The organism is Bradyrhizobium sp. YR681, assembly GCF_000282615.1.
Taxonomy (GTDB): Bacteria; Pseudomonadota; Alphaproteobacteria; order Rhizobiales; family Xanthobacteraceae; genus Bradyrhizobium.
Window position 1 is genome coordinate 1 of record NZ_AKIY01000050.1, and the last position, 19,014, is coordinate 19,014.

Here is a 19,014-nt window from a genome sequence, read left to right on the forward strand (position 1 = left end):
GGGGGGGAGCCACATCGGCGGTGCCGCCGACGCGCAGGCGGCGGAAAGGCCGCGCGCGGTGATCTGGTCGCGGACGAATTTTTCGTCGAGCATCGGCGCCAGCGCATGCGTGCCGAGATTGACGTCGTGCTTCAACGCGCCGAGTAGCGCGAGTTCGTCATCGTCGGGCAGCAGGAGGAGGCGGGCCAGCGTCGCCGTGCACCAACGCGCGGCGACGTCGGGCGATGCATAGGGACGCAGGCCATGGTCGAGCGCGACATCGTCCGCGCTCTCCGCGAAGGCCAGCGCGCCGGCCTGGATCTCCGCAGCCAGCGCGATCTGGCTTGCCGGGCGCGGGTTGATCTCGCGCAGCACCTGCTCGCCGTCATAGTCCCGGACAGAGCCGTCGGCCGAACAACAGGCCTGCTCCAGCACCGCGACATTGCGGATCAGCATGCGCTTGACGTGGGGCGTGACCATCAGGTCGGAGACAAGCCCGGCCGCGCTGTCGTCTTCGTCAATGTCGTCGAAGGCGTCGTCGAGCGACATCAGGTAGGCGCCGTGGAGGCGGATCTTGATGCCTTCCAGGTCGAAGACGCGGCGCAGCGCCTTCTGTACGCTGCCGGAATAGCCGAGATCGGCGAGCACGAGATCGGTGCAATCGTCGAAACCGGGAATGACGCGGCGGAGATAGGTGAGCAACCGGGTGCGCAGGCCCGCGGCCAGCGTGACGATTTCAGCCGGATCCATCAGCCCGGGAAGCGCTTCGGCCAGCTCGTTGCCATGGGCGATGCCGCCGGGACAGCCGGCAAAGAACGCCTCGACCTTCGGCGGCATGATCTTCAGCATGTCGCGGAAGGTCGGAGCGTCGATCTTGAAGACCTTGCCGAGGAGATCGACGAGCGGCTGCATGGTATCGGCCGACGCGATCAGGCTGACGCGGCGGTTGATCTCGAGATAGGCCGACGACATGCCGTGCAGATCCTGCCAGATCCGGTACGCAAGAAATCCGTCGCGACCGAGAAAGCCCAGTGCGACCCGACGGCCGGGCCCCGCAGCGTCTTCACAGCGCCTGGCGACGAAGGCGTCGAACGCCGTCACCACCGGGCCGAGCACCGTGACACCCAGATGGAAGGCCGGCGACTTCTCGGCGCTGCGCGCGGCGACCATGCGTCGCAGGGTGCGCGCGCCATGGTCGAGCCGGGACGGCGCGCCGGCGCATAGGAGCTCGAACAACGCGGTTTCGCGCTGGAATTTCGACGCGAGCCCGGCGGTTGCCTGCGGATAGTAGCGCGCGCGAATGCCGTGGCGCTTCGCGCCCTTGATGTCGGCCTTGTCATTGTCGCCGACGTGAAAGGAGGCGCCGGGGTCGATGCCCTCACTGGCCAGGTAGGTTGCGAACAGCGCCTCGCTCTTGCTGCTGCCGTGGTCGCAGGAGGCGTAGAGGAAGTCCCACGCCAGCCCGGGGCGGCAGGCCCGCAGCAGACGCGCCAGCCGTTCGGAATCCCAATAGGTGTCGGAGATGAATCCGACGCGGTGGCCGGCGCGCTTCATGTCCAGATATTGCTGAAACATGTCCGGATTGGCGCGGCACAGCTCGAGCTCCGCGGCAAACTCTGATTCGACCAGGAGGCTCAGATCGCTGCGCGTGAGACCGAACAGCCTGAAAGGAAAACAGGAATAGATCTCGTCGATACGAACTTCGCTTGTGCCGCGCTTGTGCTTTGCAGTCCTGCGCGCGCGTGCTTCGGCCTGAATACGATGCTGAACGTAACTCTGAGAAACATTCGGACAAGATCGTGAAATGCCGGAAAGCTCGTAAGTCCTTTCAAATACGCCATCTGGCGTCGTGCAGGCGCGAAGCAGAAATGTATCGAAAACATCGAACGACCAGGCAGAAACAATTTGCGCGCGGGACTCGAGCCCGGCCGTTGCGATCGTCATGCTGCAATTCCCCGTCCACCAGGACGATTAACGCGCAGATGTGTGGAGTCAGGCGCCACAAACGCGAAAAAAGTTCACGCGAGATTCAAAATCGCGTTCGCCGCGACTGACAGATTCAAAAAAATCGCTAGGTTCGAAAAAGGTGATTCGGAAAAAATTGCCGAGTGCAGAGATCGTCTCGCGTTCATTCACACTCGGAAACAATCGCTTCCTGATGCGCTCCGCGCGCGTCGCGTTCGATCGCCTAGTGCCGCGTAATGTCAGCGTTTTCTCCCGATTACATCTGTTCAGGATGGATGATCCGCCATGGCGCGAGACGATGCGATGATTGCAGATGAGATGCACGAAGGTGTCGCGCAGTCGGCAATTATTGCCCGATACTCGGCAAAAGATACCGGCTAACATCTTGAAAAATAACAAAAATTCTCCGCCTGGATTGTTTTGGCCCCGCGTTCAACGCCTGGAAGCCGTGTGGCATGTGCGCCGCCGGCATTGCGGGTTGGAGGTTGCGGGATGAGTTACGCTGCTGATGTCTGGGCTCCCGCCGAGGCCGAGATCACGACGACGATGCCGATCGATGCGATCGTGCCGGTGACACCTTCGGTGCCGCTCGCGCCTGACAGCACGCCCGTGACCGGCGATGTCGTCTACGACGAGGACAGCGAACTGCTCGACAGGCTCGCAGCCGATGACGAAGTTGCGTTCCGCGCGCTGGTGGAGCGTCACATCGACCGTGCCTACGCGATCGCGCTGCGCATCGTCGGCAACGCGGCGGATGCCGAAGACGTGGTGCAGGACACCATGCTCAAGATCTGGAGCCATCGCGGCCGTTGGCAGCACGGCCGTGCCAAATTCTCGACCTGGCTCTACCGCGTCATCTCCAACCGCTGCATCGACCTGCGCCGCAAGCCGCGCAACGAGAACGTCGAGACGGTGCCGGAAGTCGCCGACGATCAGCCCGGCGCCGTCGAGATCATCGAGCGCAACGAGCTGAACGACATGCTGGAGCTCGCGATGCAGCGCCTGCCCGAGCAGCAGCGCATCGCGGTGATCTTCTCGTACCATGAGAACATGAGCAACGGCGAGATCGCCCAGGTGATGGACACCACGGTGGCAGCCGTGGAGTCGCTGCTCAAGCGCGGCCGCCAGCAGCTGCGCCAGTTGCTGCGCAAGCACGAACGCGACATCCGCACCGCGTTTACCGATTGCTAACCATAAAAATCGCCTCACGAAAATTTTCGCGCCTGATCTGCTTGCGCTCCACCGTTTGAGCGAACGGACGGGGCTGCGGTCCGCGTCGTCGTAAGTCGATCTTCACGATGCGGCACGCTTGCCCATCAGCACAGGAGCCTCCAATGCCCGCAATCAATACCAACACCGCCGCCAACGCCGCGGTTCGCTACCTCAACATCAACTCCTCGCAGGAGACCAGCTCGCTCTCGAAACTGTCGAGCGGCTCGCGCATCACCTCGGCGTCCGACGATGCCGCCGGTCTTGCGATCTCCACCCGCATCTCCTCGGACGTCACCACGTTGCAGCAGGCCGCGACCAACGCCTCGCAGGCCAACGCCATTCTCCAGACCGCCGACGGCGGCGCCTCGAACATCTCCGACATTCTCGCGCGCATGAAGTCGCTGGCCTCCGAGTCCGCTTCGGGTACCACCACCGACTCCAGCCGCGCCTACATCAACTCGGAATTCTCGCAGCTCACGAGCGAAATCGATTCGATCGCGACCGGCACGCGCTATTCCAGCCAGAGCCTACTGGACGGTTCGAGCGTGTTCTCGTCGGGCGTCTCCGTGCTGGTCGGCTCCTCGGGTTCGGACACGATCACGATCACGCTCACGAGCCTCACGGCATCCTCGCTCGGCGTGTCCTCGCTCGACGTCAGCTCGCTGTCGGACGCGACCTCGGCGCTGACCGCGCTGGACAGCGCGATCGACACCGTCTCCGCCGCCCGCGCCAGCATCGGCGCGCAGGAATCGCGGTTCAATTTCTCGTCCGACTCGATTTCGACCCAGACCCAGAACCTGCAATCCGCGAATTCGGCGATCAAGGACGTCGACATCGCGGCCGAGCAGTCCAAGCTGTCCTCCGCGGAAGTGAAGACCCAGGCCGCCGTTTCGGCACTGGCCGCGGCGAACCAGATGCCGCAGTACCTGCTCAAGCTGCTGGGCTGATGATGATCCGAGCGGGCCGGCATGATGCCGGCCCGCTCCCTACCACGGACAGTCAGGCAAAGTGACAACCGTCAGTTCGAGCACCAGCAGCACAAGTTCGGGCGTCTCCGTCACCACGAGCGGGACGACCAATTCGAGCAGTATCGACTGGTCGGCGCTGATCCAGGCCGCGGTGGACGCGAAGACCGCCCAGGCGGACACGATCTCGACTTCGATCACGAACAACGAGGCCAAGATCTCGGCCTATCAGACGCTCCAGAGCGATTTGAAGACGCTGTATTCGGGGCTGGCGTCACTTTCGACCGCGGTGGTCAATTCGCTGTCCAGCAGCGCCTTCGCCACCCGCTCGGCGAGTATCGGCTCCACCGGCGATGTGAGCGCCTCCTCGGCGCTCTCGATGACGATCAAGAACGGGGCCGCGGTCGGCGACCATACGCTGACGATCGGTCAGCTCGCCACCGCGCAGAAGGTGGTCGGGACCTCGCAATCGAGCCAGACCGACGAACTCGGCTATGCCGGCACGTTCTCCATTGGCCTGGACGGCGGCAGCACCTCCGATATCACCATCACGAGCACGATGTCGCTGCAGGACGTCGTCGATACCATCAATGCCCAGACCTCGACCACCAACGTCCAGGCCTCGATCGTGCAGGTCTCCAGCGGCTCGTTCCAGATGGTGCTGACCGGCACGGAAGACGCTGCCGACATCACCTATTCCAGCACCTCCGGTGATGACATCCTCAACAAGCTCGGGGTGACCGACAGCTCGGGAGCGTTCACCGACGTGATCCAGGAGGCGCAGTCCGCCGAATTCACCCTCGACGGCATCGCGCTGACCCGCGACACCAACGACATCACCGACGTTCTCAGCGGGGTCACCTTCAGCCTGCTCCAGGCGACGCCGGACGGAACGTCGCTGAACATCAGTATCGAGGCCGACACCAGCCAGATCGAATCGGCGGTGGAGACGTTCGTCACGAACTACAACGCCTTTCGCGACGAGGTCGTCGCCCAGCAGGCGACCGCGACCGACGGCACGGCGGATTCGAGCGCCGTGCTGTTCGGCGACGGAACCATGCGCAACATCATGGATGCGCTTCAGAATGCCCTGAACAGCACCGTGGGCGGCATGACCATGGCCGATCTCGGCCTGTCGTTCAACGAGAACAACGAGCTCGAGCTCGACACCAGCACGCTGTCGGACATCCTGAGCACCAATCTGAGCGGCGTGACCACGCTGTTGTCGGCGCAGACCACGACATCGTCGAGCCAGCTCAGCGTGGTCAACACCGGGACGTCGCCGCAATCCTTCACCCTGGACGTGGCGGTCGATTCCGACGGCAACCTCAGCTCGGCGTCGGTCGGCGGCGACTCCTCGCTGTTCACGGTCAGCGGCACCACGATCATCGGCGCCGCCGGCTCGATCTATGCCGGCATGGCCTTCACCTATAGCGGCTCGACTTCGCAGTCGATCACGGTGACGTCGACCTCGGGCCTCGCGACGCAGGTCTATCAGATCGCGAAGAACTATTCGTCGTCGACCGGGCCGCTGCAGACGCTGATCACCAATCTGACGACGCGCGACGACGATCTCCAGCAGAAGGTCGACGACATCAACAGCGCGGCGTCGACGTTGCAGTCGCAGCTTCAGACGCAATACGCGAAGTACCAGGCCGCGATCGAGAGTGCCAACAGCACGCTCGATTATCTCAAGGCCCTGCTCAATTCCAGCTCGAGTGATTGATCATGCATAATCCGATGGCGTACATGGCCAACCAGGCTTATCGGGGAACGGCGACGACTGTGCCACCGCTCAAGGCGGTCTCGATGCTGCTTGGCGGCACGATCACCTTCCTCCAGAAGTCGCTCGCCGCGCAGGAGGCGCGCCGTTTCGAGGAGGGGCATGATTATCTGGTGAGGGCGACCGCGATCCTGCGCGGGCTCAGCCACAATCTCGATTTTGCCAGGGGCGGCGCGGTGGCCGAGCGGCTGTTCCAGACCTACAACACCTTGATCCTGGCGAGCCACAAGGCTTACGGCCGGCCACACGCCCGTGAAAGCTATCGGCGCATCATCGCCGGGCTGACCGAGTTGCGGGAGGCCTGGGAGTCCGTCGATGCCACGTTGCGGAGCAGCAAGGCCGGGTCGGCCGATTCGGCCCGCACGGGTTGACGTCGCCTGTTCCTCCGCGATGCGGGGAGGGGTGTTTGGGGGCGGTTGTTTTGACCATCTTCCGTAATGCTGCGGGCATTTTTGGCGCCCGAAACCGCTGAAATCCGGTTTCCGCCCCGCCCGCAATGCTTTATGACGGCCTGACCGAGGCGGGACCGGCGGGCGATGGACGTCACCGAGTTTGAGGAACTGATCGACCGGCTGGGCGAGGATCTCTCGCTCTGGCCCGACGATCGACGTTTGCCCGCTGAAGAGCTGATGGCGCGCTCATCTGCCGCGCAGGCCCTGCTCGAAGAGGCGCGCGCCTTGCGCCAGGCGCTTGCAGCTCCACCGATCCGCGCGCCCAAAGGGCTCGCCGACCGCATCGTTGCAGCCGCCGCGAAAATGAAGGGCGACCCCGCCGAGCCTCGCACCGAAGGCGAAACGGCGGAAAGCTGAAGGGCTTCCTTTTCGACCCTCGCATGCTTCGATCGCACTTGGGGCATTGAAGCTCCACGACGTCTCGGAGCTGGGCTCGGTCACCGCAGCAGATCAACGCGAGACCATCGCACCACTCGTGCGCACACGGCAGATTTTGCCGTGTCGAAAGCCGTTTTCACGCGCGCGAATCCTCGCCTGAATCCGCGCGCCCACGCGTTTCATCAGCACACAGATTTCAAGCGCCGCCGACCGACATCTCGTCGCCGCCGACGCAGGAAAGCCGGAGTTTCTGATGACCGTTTCCGCCACGAGTTCAGCGACGACCGCGACAACGACGACGTCGTCGTCGAGCACGTCGTCCTCGTCGACAATGACGTCCAGCGACTTCCTGAACCTGCTCGTCAGCGAGCTTCAGAACCAGGATCCGCTGAATGCGACTTCAACCACCGACCTCGTCAATCAGCTCACCTCCTACGCCAATTTCACCTCCCAGCAGTCGATCAACTCCAGTCTCACTTCACTCGCGGGTTCGTTCTCGAGCCTCGTGACGCTGAACTCGGTGAACTATATCGGCCACACCGTCGAGGCGAAGACCGACACGTCGACCTTGAGCAACGGCTCGGCGACCTTCGGCTACTCGCTGTCCTCGTCCGCCTCGAACGTGTCGATCAGCATCTCGGATTCCTCCGGCAACGTTGTCTACACCGGCACGGGCACCGGCAATTCCGGCTCCAACAGCTTCACCTGGGACGGCAAGGACTCGAGCGGAAACCAGCTCACCGACGGCGGCAAGTACACCATCTCGGTGACCGCGACTGATACCGCCGGCAACTCGGTCCTCAATTACACGACCGTCACCGGCACGGTGACCGGCATCGACACCTCGACCTCCACGCCATCGCTCACGGTGAACGGCGTCTCCGTCAGCGCCGCCAACATCCTCGGCGTCACGTCCTGATTTCAACGCCTGATTTCCTCGGAGTTTCATCATGAGTCTCACCGGTGCATTGTCCTCGGCGATCTCGGCCCTCAGCGCCCAGAGCCAATCCCTGTCGATGATCAGCGACAACATCGCCAACTCCGATACGACCGGCTACAAGACGACGTCGGGGATGTTCGACGCGCTGGTGACTGCGTCGAGCAACACCACCTCCTACGCGTCGGGCGGTGTCACCGTCTCGGGCCGCTCCAACATCACCCAGCAGGGCCTGCTCGCTGCGACCTCGAACGCCACCGACGTCGCCATCCAGGGGTCCGGCTTCTTCGTGGTGACGAGCGCCGCGTCCGGCGGCATCACGTCCTATAGCCGCAACGGCGCTTTCACGATCAACAATGCCGGCTACCTCGAGAACAACGGCAGCTACCTCGAGGGCTGGCGTACCGATGCGGACGGCAATGTCGTCGGCAGCGAGTCCGCCAGCAATCTGGAGGCCATCAACACCCAAATCGCCTCGACCAGTGGCAGCGCCACGACCAAGACCACGATCGCGGCCAATTTGCCGTCGGATGCGGCGACCGGCGACACCTATACCAGCTCGATGACCGTCTACGATTCGCTCGGTGCGGCGAATACGATGCAGATCACCTGGAGCAAGACGGGTACCAACACCTGGAGCGCGAGTTTCGCCAATCCAACCTCGTCGTCGGACACCACGACCGCGACGGGCACGGCCTCCGGCACCATCGACATCACATTCAACAGCGATGGCTCGCTGGCGAGCACGAGCCCCGACCCGGCAACCGTCTCGATCACGGGCTGGACCGATGGCGCGGCCGACAGCACCATCACCATGGACCTCGGCACGGTCGGCGGCACCGACGGCCTGACGCAATATGCCTCCGGCGAGACGACGCCCGATGTCAACGTCACCAGCATCGATTCCGATGGTCTGTCCTACGGCAAGCTGTCCAGCGTCTCGATCGGCAAGGACGGTGTCGTCGACGCGACTTATTCCAACGGCGAGACCATCGCGATCTACAAGATCGCGGTGGCGACTTTCGCCGATCCCAACGGGCTCTCCGCGTCCAGCAACGGCCTCTATTCGGCGACCGTGACGTCGGGCAACGCCTCCTTGCAGGGCTCCGGCGAGAACGGCGCGGGCACGATCTACGGCAGCGAGCTGGAATCCTCGACCACCGACACCTCCAGCCAGTTCTCGAGCATGATCTCGGCGCAGCAGGCCTATTCGGCCGCGTCCCAGGTCATCTCCACCGTCAACAAGATGTACGACACCCTGATCTCGGCGATGAGGTGAGCGATGGGCGGTGAAAAGGCAGGCGCTGCCGGAGAGGTGCTGCTGCGCCGGCTCAAGCGGCTGGTGGCACGGGCTGCGACCGCAGAGGGCAGCGACCGCAGGCAATTGCTCGCGCTGCTCGACGACGTCGAGACGACCCGCCGCGGCCTCCTGCGGGAATGCGCGGAGATCGAGGGCGAGATGCGACAGGCAACGGTCAGGGCGACCGCGATCGGCGCCTATCTGCGCAGTTCGCAGACCGGCCGCGGCAAACGGAATAACTAGAAGAAGGCGATGACCATGACGATAGCTCAAGCCAAAAGCCAAGTTGCCGGGACCAGCGCCGCGAACGGCGATATCAGGATCAAGTCGCTGATCACGCTGATTGATACGCTGACCGCGCTGGTCGCCGAGGAAAATGTCGAGCTGGCCAAGGGCCTGCCGGCCTCGCGCCTGAAGCAAGTCGACGAAAAGAACCGCCTGGCGGAGATCTTCGAGCGGACCGTTGCCGAATGCGCGGCGGGCACCACCAGCCTGACCGTACGCGACCGGGTGCTGCGGGAGCAACTGATGGAGCGGATCCTGAAGCTGCGTGCGGCGATGGACGAGAACCTGGTGCGCCTGCGCGCCGCGATCGAGGCCAGCAACCGCCGGATCGAGGCCGTCATGCAGGCGATCCGCGAGCAGATCGCGGCGGTGTCGCCTTACGGCGCGTCCGGTCGCGTCGCCGCCGCCCGAGCCGTCTCCAGCGGCACCAGCCGCAGCGCCTGACGAGGAGCCGCTCGTGTCGCTCGATATTGCACGATCGATCGCTTTCAGCGGGCTGTCGGCGACGTCCGTGCAGATCAGCGTGACGTCGTCGAACATCTCGAACGCCGACACCACGGGCTATACCAAGAAGTCCGCGACCCAGTCGAGCAGCGTCACCAACGGCGTCGGCACAGGCGTCACGGTGACCGGCATCACCTCGACGGTCGACAAGCTGCTGCTGAAGTCGCTGGTCAGCGCGGATTCCGATCTCGGTGCGGCCGACACCACCAACAGCTATCTGACGTCGCTTCAGAAGCTCTACGGCTCGATCAGCAGCAGCGACGATTCGTCGTCCGGGACCTCGCTCGCCAACAGCATTGCGTCGCTGGAATCGGCGCTGTCGTCGCTGGCCAGCACGCCGAGCAGCGCCTCGCTGCAATCCAACGTCGTCAGCGCGCTCGACGACGTCGCAAGCCAGCTGCGGGAAACATCGAGCGGAATTCAGAAGCTCCGGTCGGATGCCGACCAGGACATCGCGTCCTCGATCGACGACGTCAACACCGACCTGGAGCAGATTGCGGATCTGAACGACCAGATCAAGCAATTGGCGGCGACCGGCCAGTCGACCGCGGATCTGGAAGACCAGCGCAACACCGCGCTCCAGGATCTCGCCTCCAAGATGAACGTCAGCTATTTCACGTCGTCGAGCGGCGATCTCCAGATCTATACGACATCCGGACAGGCGCTGGTCGATTCGTCCGCGCACACGATCAGCTATACCGCTGCATCCAACGTCACGGCATCGACAACCTATAACGCCGGCTCGTCGTCGAGCGGCTTCAGTGCGATCACGGTGAACGGGGTCGATATCACCTCGCAGATTGCGGGTGGAAGCATCGGATCGCTCATCACGCTCCGCGACGACACGCTGCCGGGCGCCCAGTCCCAGCTCGATCAGCTCGCACAGCAGCTCGCCTCCACGGTGAACAGCGTCTCCAACGGCGCGTCTTCCGTGCCGGCGCCGACGAGCCTGACCGGAACGACCGCCGTCACCAGCAGCTCGGCGCTGTCCGCCACCGGGACGGTGCGTCTTGCCGTCACCGACCAGAGCGGCAGCCTGGTCTCGTACAGCGATCTCGATCTGTCGTCCTACTCCACGGTCGGCGATCTCGTCACCGCCATCAACGGCATCTCCGGATTGTCGGCCTCGGTCGATGCGGACGGCCACCTTTCGGTCACGGCAACAGGTACCGGAAACGGCGTCGCCATCAACGAGATGACGAGCTCGGTGGGAAGCTCCAGCGAGGGATTTTCCGAGTATTTCGGTCTCAACGATCTGGTGACGGGAACGAGCGCCTCGGACATTGCGGTCAACAGCAAGATCCTGTCCGGGACCAACGAGCTGCAGCTTGCGACGCTGGATTCGTCGTCGAGCCTGACGGTCGGCAGCACAGTGTTGTCATCGGGCTCGGCGACCGTGATCAACGCCTTCTACGATGCGTTGACGCAGTCGCGGTCGTTCGCGTCAACCGGCGGACTTGCCGCCTCGACCGGGTCGCTGGCCGACTACGCCTCGACGATCGTGGCCGATGTCTCGAGCAAGGCCTCGCAGGCGTCCACCAATTACACCGCCAAGGAGACGGCGCAATCGACCTATGCGAACTCGCTGGCCTCGCAGTCCGGCGTCAACCTCGACGAAGAGTCCGCCAATCTGAGCACGCTCCAGAACAAATACTCGGCGGCATCGGCCCTGATCCAGGCCATCAACTCCATGTACTCGGCGCTGCTCACCGCCGTGCAGTCGACGTAAGAGGGCGAGCCCATGGTCGCAATGCGCGTTGCCACGTTCGCCCAGTCGAACAGGATGATTTCCGACGCGATGCGCCTGGAATCGGTCATGGCCAACAAGCAGATCCAGGAATCCTCGGGCGTCCTCTCGACTGATTTCGGCGGCTATGGCTCGGACGCGCAGCATGTCGTCAACCTCCAGGTCTCGGTGACGCGCGCGCAATCCTATGTCGACGCGGCGACACTCGCCGACAGCAAGGTGCAGGTGATGTATTCGGCCATCGGATCGGTGACCGATATCCTCACGCAGCTGCGCTCCCAGCTCAGCGCCGCCTCGACCGGCAGCTCGACCGAGTCGAATTCGGTGATTACCACCGCCCAGCAGATGCTGGAGCAGATGGGCTCGCTGATGAACACGCAATATGACGGCCAGTATGTGTTCGCCGGCGGCAAGACCGACGCGGCGCCGGTCGACCTCACGAGCTTCTCGTCCGGCAGCGGTTCCCTGACCACGGCCGACACCAGTTACTACAATGGCGACGACGAGATCGCCTCCGTGCGGGTCGCCTCCGACCAGACGGTGTCGTATGGCGTCAATGCCGACAATTCCGCGTTCGAGGAGGTCATGCGCGTCCTGAAGTTCGTGGCCAACAGCACGTCGCTGTCGTCCTCGGACATTTCCAGCGCGCTCGATCTCGCCGGTACGGCGCTCGACGATACCGCCGCGGTGCAGGCCAAGCTGTCGAACGATGCGTCTGCGATCGAGACGGCGAGCTCGCGACAGACCGACTACAAGAGCTATGCCGAGACGCTGTCCAACGACCTTACGGGCGTCGACGTCGCCGCCATCACGGCACAGCTCTCGACCTACCAGGCGCAGCTCACCGCATCCTATTCGGCGCTCGGCAAGATCCTGAGCATCAATCTGGCGAGCTACCTGAAATAAGGCGGCCTATTCGGCGGCGATCCGCTCCATGGCCATGGCGCGAAGCCGGGCGCGCTGGATCTTCACGCCGTTGGCGCTGTCGGTGACCGGAAAGGCGTCCACGACGTAGATCCGCGCCGGGACTTTGTAGCCGGCGAGCCGTTCGCGCAGGCGCGCGGTCAGCGCCTGCTGCTGCGGCGGCTCGCTCGCAGGGATCACGAAGGCGACGCAGCGCGCCTGGCCCTTCAGATCGACCGCGACGACCTGGGCATCGGCGACGCCGGTGCAGGATTTGAGTTCGTCCTCGATCTCGCCGGGGGCCACCAGGAAGCCGCCGAGCCGCATGGCGTCGCCGGCGCGGGTCTCGTAGACAAAGGCGTCGTCGCCGCGCAGCCGGCCGATATCGCCGGTGCGGAAGAAACCGTCGGGGGTGATCGCATCGCGCGTCGCATCCGGATTGTTGAAGTAGCCGAGGAAGCGCGACGGCGCGCTGATCTCGAGCTCGCCGGAGACACCGTGCGCCGCAAGCTTGCCGCTCTCGGTGTCGCGCACGCGCACCTTTGCCTCGGGCGACATGGGCCAGCCGCCGCCCTCGATGCGATCTGTAAAGGCGTCGCTGAGGCGGGCGATCGAAAACAGGGCCTGCACCTCGCTCGAACCGTAGAGGCCGTACAGCGGCAGGCCGCGCGCCTCGGCCTCCGCGGCAAGCTCGCGCCAGCCAGGCTGGAACGCGGCGAAGCCGCAGACTTCGAGATGCGGGAATGGCCGCGGTGCATCGCTGAGGGCGAGAATGCGTCGGAACATCTCGTCGGAGCCGAAGGAATGCGTGATCTTCCGCGCGCCGAGAATCTTCAGGGCCGGTGCCGCCTCGAACGCGTCGAGCGCATGGATGGTCGCACCGGCTGCGATGAAGCCGAGCAGGCTGGTCATGCCGAAGGTGCCGCAGAACGGAAGCATGGCCAGCAGCGAGTGACGTCGCGCCGAGAGTTTTAGCGCTTTGGCGACGGAGACGGCGTGGCTCGCCAATGTCCGCTGCGAATGCGCGACGAGTTTGGGCCCCTTGGTCGTGCCCGAGGTCGTGTAGAGCAACACCGGCAGGTCGATATCCTCATGCGCTGGCGGCGCCGGTGGATGGGTCTTGTCGAAAGCATCGAAGCGCACGCATGGCCATTGGGCTGGGATCGCGTCCGCACCGACCACCGCGAGCGTTCGCAGCGCGGGCACGTCGTCCCTGGCGACGTCGGCGAGGATGGCGGCAAAGTCGATCGCGCGAAACGCCGCCTCGACCACCAGCAGCCTGGCGCCGGACAGCTTGAGCAGGTGCGCGACCTCGGCGCTGCGGTAGCGGGTATTGACTGCGGCGACGATCGCGCCACAGCGGGCGGCGGCGAACAGCAGCGCGACCCATTCGAGCCGGTTGACCAACCAGACCGCGACCACGTCGCCCTTGCCGATACCTTGCGCGGCAAGCCAGGCGGCAGTCCGCTCGATCTTTTCCGCGAATTCGGCGCGCGAAACCGGCGTGCCGTCGAATACGAAGGCGGGATCGACGGCGACTTCGGTATGGATCAGCGATTGCAGCGAAAATTCGTTGGCGCTCATGCCAACCGGAGTAACCCGATCGCGCAAACCTGTCTACTTGGTGCCGAACATCCGGTCGCCGGCATCGCCGAGGCCCGGCACGATGTAGCCGTGGTCGTTGAGCCGTTCGTCGATCGCGGCGGTCCAGACCGGCACGTCGGGATGCTCGCTCTGGAACTGCGCGATGCCTTCTGGTGCGGCCAGCAGGCAGACGAAGCGGATGTCGCGGGCGCCGCGCGCCTTGAGCAGGGACGCGCCGGCGCAGGCGGAGTTGCCGGTCGCCAGCATCGGGTCCATCAGGATCACGGTGCGGTCGGACAGGTCCTGCGGCGCCTTGAAGTAATATTCCACGGCCTGCAATGTTTCGGGGTCGCGGTAGAGCCCGATATGGGCGATGCGCGCCGAAGGCATCAGCGCCAGCATGCCGTCGAGGAAGCCGACGCCGGCGCGCAGGATCGGCGCCAGCGTGAGCTTCTTGCCGGCGATCTTCGGCGCCTGCATCGATGCGATCGGCGTCTCGATCTCGACCAGCTCCAGCGGCAGGTCGCGCGTCACCTCGTAGCCGAGCAGCATCCCGATCTCGTTCAGGATCTCGCGAAAGCTCTTGGTCGAACGATCCTTCTCCCGCATCAGGGAGAGCTTGTGCTGGACCAGGGGATGGGCGACGACGTGGACGTTGCTGCTGCTCATGAAACCGATCTACACGGTTCCGCGAAATTGCGCCAGATCGGCCGGTTTTTTTCCGCGGGATAGGGCGCCTCAAGCTGGCATCGCGACCTCCTTGCGGGCGCGGCTGCTTGCCTCGTAGGCAGCCATGGTCAATTCCCGGTCGATCGCCGCACGCATGGCCTCCACGGCCGGCTGGCGCAGGCGCGTCTTTGCGGTCGCATGCGACGGCTTGTGGATCGCGCGCAAGGCCGCGATGATTTCCTCGAGGGTGCTGTCGATGGCGTCAGGCGCAACCACACGGTCGAGGAAGCCTGCCGTCAATGCGTCCTCGGGCTCGTACATCTCTCCCAATGTCGCGGTGCGGCTGAGCCAGGCCGGATGCAGGCGGCTGCGCGCCAGCTCGATCGCGAAGCTCGGCGGTGCGATGCCGATCGCGACCTCGTTCAGCCCCATGCGGTGCGGCCCCCGCGCGCCGAGCCTGACCTCGCACGCGAGCAGCAGGAACGTCCCCATCGGATAGGCGTGGCCCTCCATGACGCCGATGGTCGGATGCGGAAACGACATCAGCCGCAGCGCCAGTTCGGCGCCGGCCCGGACCATCTCGAGGCTCCTGGCGGCATCGCCCGACGCAAACACCTTCAGATCGAAACCGGCGGAAAAAATGCCAGGCCGCGCCGAGCGCAGCACGGCGATTTCGGCCTCCTTCTCGGCGCGGTCGAAGGCGGCTCCGATCTCGCCCAGCATCGCTGTGGACATCACATTGACCTTGCCGTCGTCGAGCCCGATCCGTGCCACGCCGTCGGTCAGCTCGTAAGTCACTCCCTTTGGCATCTGCCTCTCCCTGTCGTTGTCACGACTTGACTGTCGGAGGCTGATGTAGACCAATCAATATAGTTTCTGTCGGAAAGGAGAGAGCCATGCCGGCCGTGCCAAAACACCGCCAGCCCATCATCAATGCCGCGGTGACGCTGTTCCGCCGCCAGGGATTTGCCCGCACCGGCCTCAACGACATCGTCGATGTCAGCGGCGCGCCGAAGGGCTCGCTCTACCATTACTTTCCCGAGGGCAAATCCTCGATCGCGGTGGCCGCGGTCGAGGAGGCCGGCCGCCGCGTGACGGCGACGGTCGCGAAGCTTGCGGAGGAGTGCGGCTCGACCGGCGAGCTGTTGCGGGCGCATGCAAGATTGCTGGCGGGCTGGATGCGGGGCTCCGGCTTTCGCAACGGCTGTCCGATCACGACCGTGCTGCTCGAGCTGGCACCGCGCGAGCGTGCAGTCACTGATGCCGGCCGCAAGGCCTACGCGGCACGGATCGCGCTGCTTCGCGACAGGCTGATGGCGGATGGGTTTGCAAGGCCGCGGGCGGAGACGCTTGCCGTGCTCTGCACGTCGGCACTCCAGGGGGCACTGATCCAGGCCCGCGTCGAACGCAGCGGCCGGCCGATCGAGATCACGGCGGCAGAATTGGCGCGCCTGATCGAGGTCGAAGCGGAGCGGTGAGCGCTAGGCCCCGAGCCCGCGCGCAACGAGCGTGATCACGATCGTCAGGATCGCGCCCCACACCAGACTCAGCGTCATGGTCAGGATCGTCGTGGTGACGGCGTGCTCGAGATGTCCCTTGAGGAGCTGCATGCTACTTGTCCGCGGCAGGCGCAGCGCCGAGGCGCATGCAGAGCAGCAAGGCACCCAGCAGAGCGACCATGATGGCGATCTTCAGCTCGATCATGGCCGCAGCCTTGCCGCCAGGCGCCCGAGAAGCCGCATCGCTGCTCCCGCCAGCACGATCAGGACATTGCCGCGATTCTCGACGTCGAGTTCGAAGGTCTCGGTCGGGAACACCAGCGCGCAGTGCTCCGGTGCACTTTGACGGTTGGCAAAATCCGCTGCCGAGCTCTTGAACAGAAACAGACCGCCGACACGTTCATTGGCCTCGCGCGCGACCCAGAGGCCGGCGCTGTTGCGTCCAATGAAGAAGGTAGGGATAGCGGCACTGAGGACATCCGGATCGAGCGGCCTGAGCGTCGCCGCCTGCTCGGTGTCGGGTTGGCGACGCGAGGCCTGAAGAGCGATTGCGGCCATTGCCGCCTCTTCACACATCTGCAAGGTCATGGGGGCCTCCCAGCCGGTCAGCCGTGCATATGCCAGACATAGATTGCGGTCCTCAGCGCGATCAGCGCCGTGAGCATGCTGCCCATCGAGAGCAGGGCGATCGCGCCGAGGGCGAGGCGCTTGAGCTGGGCCTTGCGCACCGTCGAAACCCGCAGCGAGCGGTCGGCTCCTGCGAAGGGGCGGTCAAGGCCATGTGTCAACATCGACATCCTGGAAGTCCTTGTCTGTGGAGCAGCGAGGCGCCGCTCCAATCATGCCTCGTATGATGGCCACCACCGCGTATGATTGCGAGGTGGCCGCCGCAGCTGCCGCATAGGAATGTCATAAAGACGCCGGCACGCGAGCCGTGGCTGCATGCGGCATCGCGACGACGCCCGGTCAGGCTCCGACGCTGTCGATCAGCTCCTCGTCGGCGATCGCGGCGAAGGCGCGAACCACCTCCCTCTGAGCGGCCGCGTCCAGCGGCATGATCGGGAGCCTCGTGGCCGGCGACATCAGACCCAGCACGCTCAAGGCGGTCTTGAGCGCCGCGGGGCTGTCCTTGGAGAGGCAGGCAATGAGCGGGATCAGGCGCCTGTGCAGGTAGCGGGCGGATTGCAGCCGTCCCTGCCTGACCTGCGAAAAGATCATGCGGCAGAGATCGGGAGCGATGTTTGAAATTTCCGAGATCGCGCCGTCGCCGCCGCTCGCGATATAGCCGAAGGCAGTGACGTCGTCGCCGGAGAGCAGGCGAAAGCCGGCCGGAAGGTGCCGGGCTAGGCGCATCGGGCGGATGATGTCGGCGCTCGCGTCGCGCAGGCCCACGAACTGGCGGGATTCGACGAGGCGCAGCAGCGTCTCGTCGGCGAGCGGCCGCAGCGTGCGGGAGGGAACGTCGTGCAGGATCACGGGCAGGCCGGTCCCGCCGGCAACGGCGCGGAAGTGCGCGAGCATGCCCTCTTGCATCGGCTTGTTGTAGGCGGGGACCACCGCCATGATGGCATCGGCGCCGGCGGCCTCGGCACGCCGCGCGAGCTCGATGACGTGGCTCGTCGAGTTCGAGATCGCGCCCGAGATGATCCGCACGCGGCCGCGGGCGACATCGACCGCGGTGCGAACGATCAGTTCCTGCTCGGCCGGCGAGAGCGTCGGTGCCTCGCCGGCCGTCTCGCAGACCACGATGGCGGGGACACCGGCCGCGACCTGGCGCTCGCAGAGCGCGGCGAACGCCTTGAGATCGATCGCGTCAGCCGCATCGAACGGCGTCGGCAGGTCCGGAATGAAGCCGGTGAACCAGGCAGAGGGAGGGATGAACATGGCTTGCCCGCGGAAAGGCGCCGGCTCAGGCGGCGCGCTGTGAAACGATGGTGTCGGGGCTCTTGCCCATGTCGAGCTCGATCTCGCGCGGCAGCTCGACGATGGTCTCCGGATGCTGCCCGTTCTCGAACAGCGCATATTTGACGGCCTGCGCGCGGCTGACGAACAGGCCGCCATAGAGGCCGTTCTGCTGCTGCGCGACCCATTGTCCCCTGTGGTTGCGACCGATGAAGACGATGGTCGAGGGGGAGCTGGACGAGGGAGGTTCGACGAGTTTCACGGATGTCTTCCTTCTGAACGACGCCGGCACGGGAGATATTGTCCTGCCGGCGCGCTCAATATCCGGTCTGGCGAATATGATTTCGAGGGCGCCTGCGCGGCGATCTCATAGGAAGGTCATAAAGCCGGCCGCTCAGGCCGCAGCATTGGCAATGTGAACCAGCGCGAACAGTGCGCCGAAGGCGACAGTTTCGTCCCAATGATTGAGGGCAGGGCCGAACAGCGGTTCGCGCCTGACGAGGCCGGCGAGCGCGCACAGGATGATCGACATCCAGAGCAGCACGGCGAGGCTTCGGCCAAAACCGACGCTGCCGAATGCGGCAAAGACAACGAGCAGCATGACGCGAACGGCGAAGCGTGCGATCACGCGCGCCGGGCTCAGCGTGTGCGACATGTCGGGAGCTTGCGGCACGGCGTCAATCCGTCAGGCTGCCTAGCCGAAATTGTCGCAGGCGAGCGGCTCGCAAAGCGGATCCAGCACAGGACGAACGGACGGAACGCTCGGCCGCGACGCTTCGGCGGCGAGGGCCTGGACCTCGACGAAGGCCGACAGCAGGGCGACCGCCAGGTCGCCATGGCATCCTTCGACTGCGGCGTCGAGCCAATCCGGCAATTCGCGTTCACGCGAGAGCGCGCAGTGCCATTCGCCCTCGTCATAGGCGATGCGGCGGACCCGCCACATCGGCAGG

General features: G+C 64.8%; 23 protein-coding genes and 1 pseudogene. 12 read left to right on the plus strand and 12 right to left on the minus strand.

Annotated elements, in window-relative coordinates; genetic code table 11:
* The coding region (locus PMI42_RS06950) for a hypothetical protein (protein WP_008131960.1) at nt 1–1,923 on the minus strand (1,923 nt) is incomplete at its 3' end.
* A 513-nt stretch (nt 1,924–2,436) separates the two neighbouring features.
* Between PMI42_RS06950 and PMI42_RS06955 the strand changes: the two genes are divergently transcribed.
* The 5 genes from PMI42_RS06955 (at nt 2,437) to PMI42_RS06975 (ending at nt 6,713) form a co-directional block, all read left to right on the plus strand.
* Nucleotides 2,437–3,135 carry an RNA polymerase sigma factor gene (locus tag PMI42_RS06955; RefSeq protein WP_008131961.1) on the plus strand — a complete coding sequence of 233 codons (699 nt, stop codon included), beginning with the start codon at nt 2,437–2,439 and terminating at the stop codon, nt 3,133–3,135.
* A gap of 143 nt (nt 3,136–3,278) precedes the next feature.
* Nucleotides 3,279–4,103, plus strand: coding sequence for a flagellin (locus PMI42_RS06960; RefSeq protein WP_008131962.1), 825 nt, complete (start codon nt 3,279–3,281; stop codon nt 4,101–4,103).
* A gap of 61 nt (nt 4,104–4,164) precedes the next feature.
* Nucleotides 4,165–5,847: a flagellar filament capping protein FliD gene (fliD, locus tag PMI42_RS06965; protein ID WP_008131964.1), complete on the plus strand. Its 1,683-nt coding sequence runs from the start codon at nt 4,165–4,167 to the stop codon at nt 5,845–5,847.
* A 2-nt stretch (nt 5,848–5,849) separates the two neighbouring features.
* Nucleotides 5,850–6,275 (plus strand): flagellar export chaperone FliS, encoded by a 426-nt coding sequence (locus PMI42_RS06970; protein ID WP_008131966.1) that lies wholly within the window; start codon nt 5,850–5,852, stop codon nt 6,273–6,275.
* 165 nt (nt 6,276–6,440) lie between these two features.
* Nucleotides 6,441–6,713 carry a hypothetical protein gene (locus tag PMI42_RS06975; RefSeq protein ID WP_008131968.1) on the plus strand — a complete coding sequence of 91 codons (273 nt, stop codon included), beginning with the start codon at nt 6,441–6,443 and terminating at the stop codon, nt 6,711–6,713.
* Nucleotides 6,714–6,806: 93 nt separating this feature from the next.
* Here the strand turns inward: PMI42_RS06975 and PMI42_RS39635 are convergent, their stop codons facing one another.
* On the minus strand, nt 6,807–7,049 hold the full coding sequence (locus PMI42_RS39635) for a hypothetical protein (protein ID WP_162137402.1): 243 nt from the start codon (nt 7,047–7,049) through the stop codon (nt 6,807–6,809).
* Here PMI42_RS39635 and PMI42_RS06980 point away from each other — a divergent pair.
* Genes PMI42_RS06980 through PMI42_RS07005 form a run of 6 tightly spaced genes read left to right on the plus strand, consistent with a single transcriptional unit; the run spans nt 6,988 to nt 12,413 of the window.
* Nucleotides 6,988–7,653 (plus strand): flagellar hook assembly protein FlgD, encoded by a 666-nt coding sequence (locus PMI42_RS06980; protein WP_008131969.1) that lies wholly within the window; start codon nt 6,988–6,990, stop codon nt 7,651–7,653. The genes PMI42_RS39635 and PMI42_RS06980 overlap by 62 nt on opposite strands.
* A gap of 31 nt (nt 7,654–7,684) precedes the next feature.
* Nucleotides 7,685–8,950: a flagellar hook protein FlgE gene (gene flgE / locus PMI42_RS06985; RefSeq protein WP_008131972.1), complete on the plus strand. Its 1,266-nt coding sequence runs from the start codon at nt 7,685–7,687 to the stop codon at nt 8,948–8,950.
* 3 nt (nt 8,951–8,953) lie between these two features.
* A complete protein-coding gene (locus PMI42_RS06990; RefSeq protein ID WP_008131974.1) occupies nt 8,954–9,214 on the plus strand; it encodes a hypothetical protein in 261 nt (86 codons plus the stop codon).
* Between the two features lie 9 nt (nt 9,215–9,223).
* Nucleotides 9,224–9,700, plus strand: coding sequence for a hypothetical protein (locus PMI42_RS06995; protein ID WP_035964755.1), 477 nt, complete (start codon nt 9,224–9,226; stop codon nt 9,698–9,700).
* A gap of 13 nt (nt 9,701–9,713) precedes the next feature.
* On the plus strand, nt 9,714–11,489 hold the full coding sequence (gene flgK, locus PMI42_RS07000) for a flagellar hook-associated protein FlgK (RefSeq protein WP_008131979.1): 1,776 nt from the start codon (nt 9,714–9,716) through the stop codon (nt 11,487–11,489).
* Between the two features lie 12 nt (nt 11,490–11,501).
* Nucleotides 11,502–12,413: a flagellin gene (locus PMI42_RS07005; protein ID WP_008131981.1), complete on the plus strand. Its 912-nt coding sequence runs from the start codon at nt 11,502–11,504 to the stop codon at nt 12,411–12,413.
* 6 nt (nt 12,414–12,419) lie between these two features.
* On the opposite strand, the gene PMI42_RS07010 is transcribed toward PMI42_RS07005, so the two are convergent.
* The 3 genes from PMI42_RS07010 to PMI42_RS07020 form a co-directional block, all read right to left on the minus strand.
* On the minus strand, nt 12,420–13,994 hold the full coding sequence (locus PMI42_RS07010) for an AMP-binding protein (RefSeq protein WP_008131983.1): 1,575 nt from the start codon (nt 13,992–13,994) through the stop codon (nt 12,420–12,422).
* A gap of 33 nt (nt 13,995–14,027) precedes the next feature.
* On the minus strand, nt 14,028–14,663 hold the full coding sequence (gene upp / locus PMI42_RS07015) for a uracil phosphoribosyltransferase (protein ID WP_008131985.1): 636 nt from the start codon (nt 14,661–14,663) through the stop codon (nt 14,028–14,030).
* A gap of 69 nt (nt 14,664–14,732) precedes the next feature.
* On the minus strand, nt 14,733–15,473 hold the full coding sequence (locus PMI42_RS07020) for a crotonase/enoyl-CoA hydratase family protein (RefSeq protein ID WP_008131986.1): 741 nt from the start codon (nt 15,471–15,473) through the stop codon (nt 14,733–14,735).
* An 86-nt stretch (nt 15,474–15,559) separates the two neighbouring features.
* On the opposite strand from PMI42_RS07020, the gene PMI42_RS07025 reads away from it, so the two are divergent.
* Nucleotides 15,560–16,141 carry a TetR/AcrR family transcriptional regulator gene (locus tag PMI42_RS07025; protein WP_008131988.1) on the plus strand — a complete coding sequence of 194 codons (582 nt, stop codon included), beginning with the start codon at nt 15,560–15,562 and terminating at the stop codon, nt 16,139–16,141.
* A gap of 3 nt (nt 16,142–16,144) precedes the next feature.
* Here PMI42_RS07025 and PMI42_RS40625 read toward each other — a convergent pair whose 3' ends face one another.
* The 7 genes and pseudogenes from PMI42_RS40625 to PMI42_RS07055 form a co-directional block, all read right to left on the minus strand.
* Entirely contained in the window at nt 16,145–16,273 is a 129-nt protein-coding gene (locus PMI42_RS40625; protein ID WP_008131990.1) for a hypothetical protein, read from the minus strand.
* 90 nt (nt 16,274–16,363) lie between these two features.
* Entirely contained in the window at nt 16,364–16,750 is a 387-nt protein-coding gene (locus PMI42_RS07030; protein WP_008131994.1) for a hypothetical protein, read from the minus strand.
* A gap of 17 nt (nt 16,751–16,767) precedes the next feature.
* The gene (locus PMI42_RS07035; RefSeq protein ID WP_008131996.1) at nt 16,768–16,959 is read right to left on the minus strand and encodes a hypothetical protein; all 192 of its coding nucleotides are present in this window, start codon (nt 16,957–16,959) and stop codon (nt 16,768–16,770) included.
* A 169-nt stretch (nt 16,960–17,128) separates the two neighbouring features.
* A complete protein-coding gene (gene dapA / locus PMI42_RS07040) occupies nt 17,129–18,046 on the minus strand; it encodes a 4-hydroxy-tetrahydrodipicolinate synthase (protein ID WP_008131998.1) in 918 nt (305 codons plus the stop codon).
* Nucleotides 18,047–18,071: 25 nt separating this feature from the next.
* A complete protein-coding gene (locus tag PMI42_RS07045) occupies nt 18,072–18,326 on the minus strand; it encodes a hypothetical protein (protein WP_008132000.1) in 255 nt (84 codons plus the stop codon).
* Between the two features lie 132 nt (nt 18,327–18,458).
* Nucleotides 18,459–18,719 carry a hypothetical protein gene (locus PMI42_RS07050; RefSeq protein ID WP_035964758.1) on the minus strand — a complete coding sequence of 87 codons (261 nt, stop codon included), beginning with the start codon at nt 18,717–18,719 and terminating at the stop codon, nt 18,459–18,461.
* A gap of 39 nt (nt 18,720–18,758) precedes the next feature.
* Nucleotides 18,759–19,014 (minus strand): annotated as a pseudogene (locus tag PMI42_RS07055) (hypothetical protein); the annotation flags it as partial.

Bases quoted from the DNA above. Each gene is read 5' to 3' on its own strand.
- PMI42_RS06955 (WP_008131961.1), top strand. From the start codon at position 2,437: ATGAGTTACGCTGCTGATGTCTGGGCTCCCGCCGAGGCCGAGATCACG.
- PMI42_RS06960 (WP_008131962.1), top strand. From the start codon at position 3,279: ATGCCCGCAATCAATACCAACACCGCCGCCAACGCCGCGGTTCGCTAC.
- PMI42_RS06970 (WP_008131966.1), top strand. From the start codon at position 5,850: ATGCATAATCCGATGGCGTACATGGCCAACCAGGCTTATCGGGGAACG.
- PMI42_RS06975 (WP_008131968.1), top strand. From the start codon at position 6,441: ATGGACGTCACCGAGTTTGAGGAACTGATCGACCGGCTGGGCGAGGAT.
- PMI42_RS06980 (WP_008131969.1), top strand. From the start codon at position 6,988: ATGACCGTTTCCGCCACGAGTTCAGCGACGACCGCGACAACGACGACG.
- flgE (WP_008131972.1), top strand. From the start codon at position 7,685: ATGAGTCTCACCGGTGCATTGTCCTCGGCGATCTCGGCCCTCAGCGCC.
- PMI42_RS06990 (WP_008131974.1), top strand. From the start codon at position 8,954: ATGGGCGGTGAAAAGGCAGGCGCTGCCGGAGAGGTGCTGCTGCGCCGG.
- PMI42_RS06995 (WP_035964755.1), top strand. From the start codon at position 9,224: ATGACCATGACGATAGCTCAAGCCAAAAGCCAAGTTGCCGGGACCAGC.
- PMI42_RS07005 (WP_008131981.1), top strand. From the start codon at position 11,502: ATGGTCGCAATGCGCGTTGCCACGTTCGCCCAGTCGAACAGGATGATT.
- PMI42_RS07010 (WP_008131983.1), bottom strand. From the start codon at position 13,994: ATGAGCGCCAACGAATTTTCGCTGCAATCGCTGATCCATACCGAAGTC.
- upp (WP_008131985.1), bottom strand. From the start codon at position 14,663: ATGAGCAGCAGCAACGTCCACGTCGTCGCCCATCCCCTGGTCCAGCAC.
- PMI42_RS07020 (WP_008131986.1), bottom strand. From the start codon at position 15,473: ATGCCAAAGGGAGTGACTTACGAGCTGACCGACGGCGTGGCACGGATC.
- PMI42_RS07025 (WP_008131988.1), top strand. From the start codon at position 15,560: ATGCCGGCCGTGCCAAAACACCGCCAGCCCATCATCAATGCCGCGGTG.
- PMI42_RS40625 (WP_008131990.1), bottom strand. From the start codon at position 16,273: ATGCAGCTCCTCAAGGGACATCTCGAGCACGCCGTCACCACGACGATC.
- PMI42_RS07030 (WP_008131994.1), bottom strand. From the start codon at position 16,750: ATGACCTTGCAGATGTGTGAAGAGGCGGCAATGGCCGCAATCGCTCTT.
- PMI42_RS07035 (WP_008131996.1), bottom strand. From the start codon at position 16,959: ATGTCGATGTTGACACATGGCCTTGACCGCCCCTTCGCAGGAGCCGAC.
- dapA (WP_008131998.1), bottom strand. From the start codon at position 18,046: ATGTTCATCCCTCCCTCTGCCTGGTTCACCGGCTTCATTCCGGACCTG.
- PMI42_RS07050 (WP_035964758.1), bottom strand. From the start codon at position 18,719: ATGTCGCACACGCTGAGCCCGGCGCGCGTGATCGCACGCTTCGCCGTT.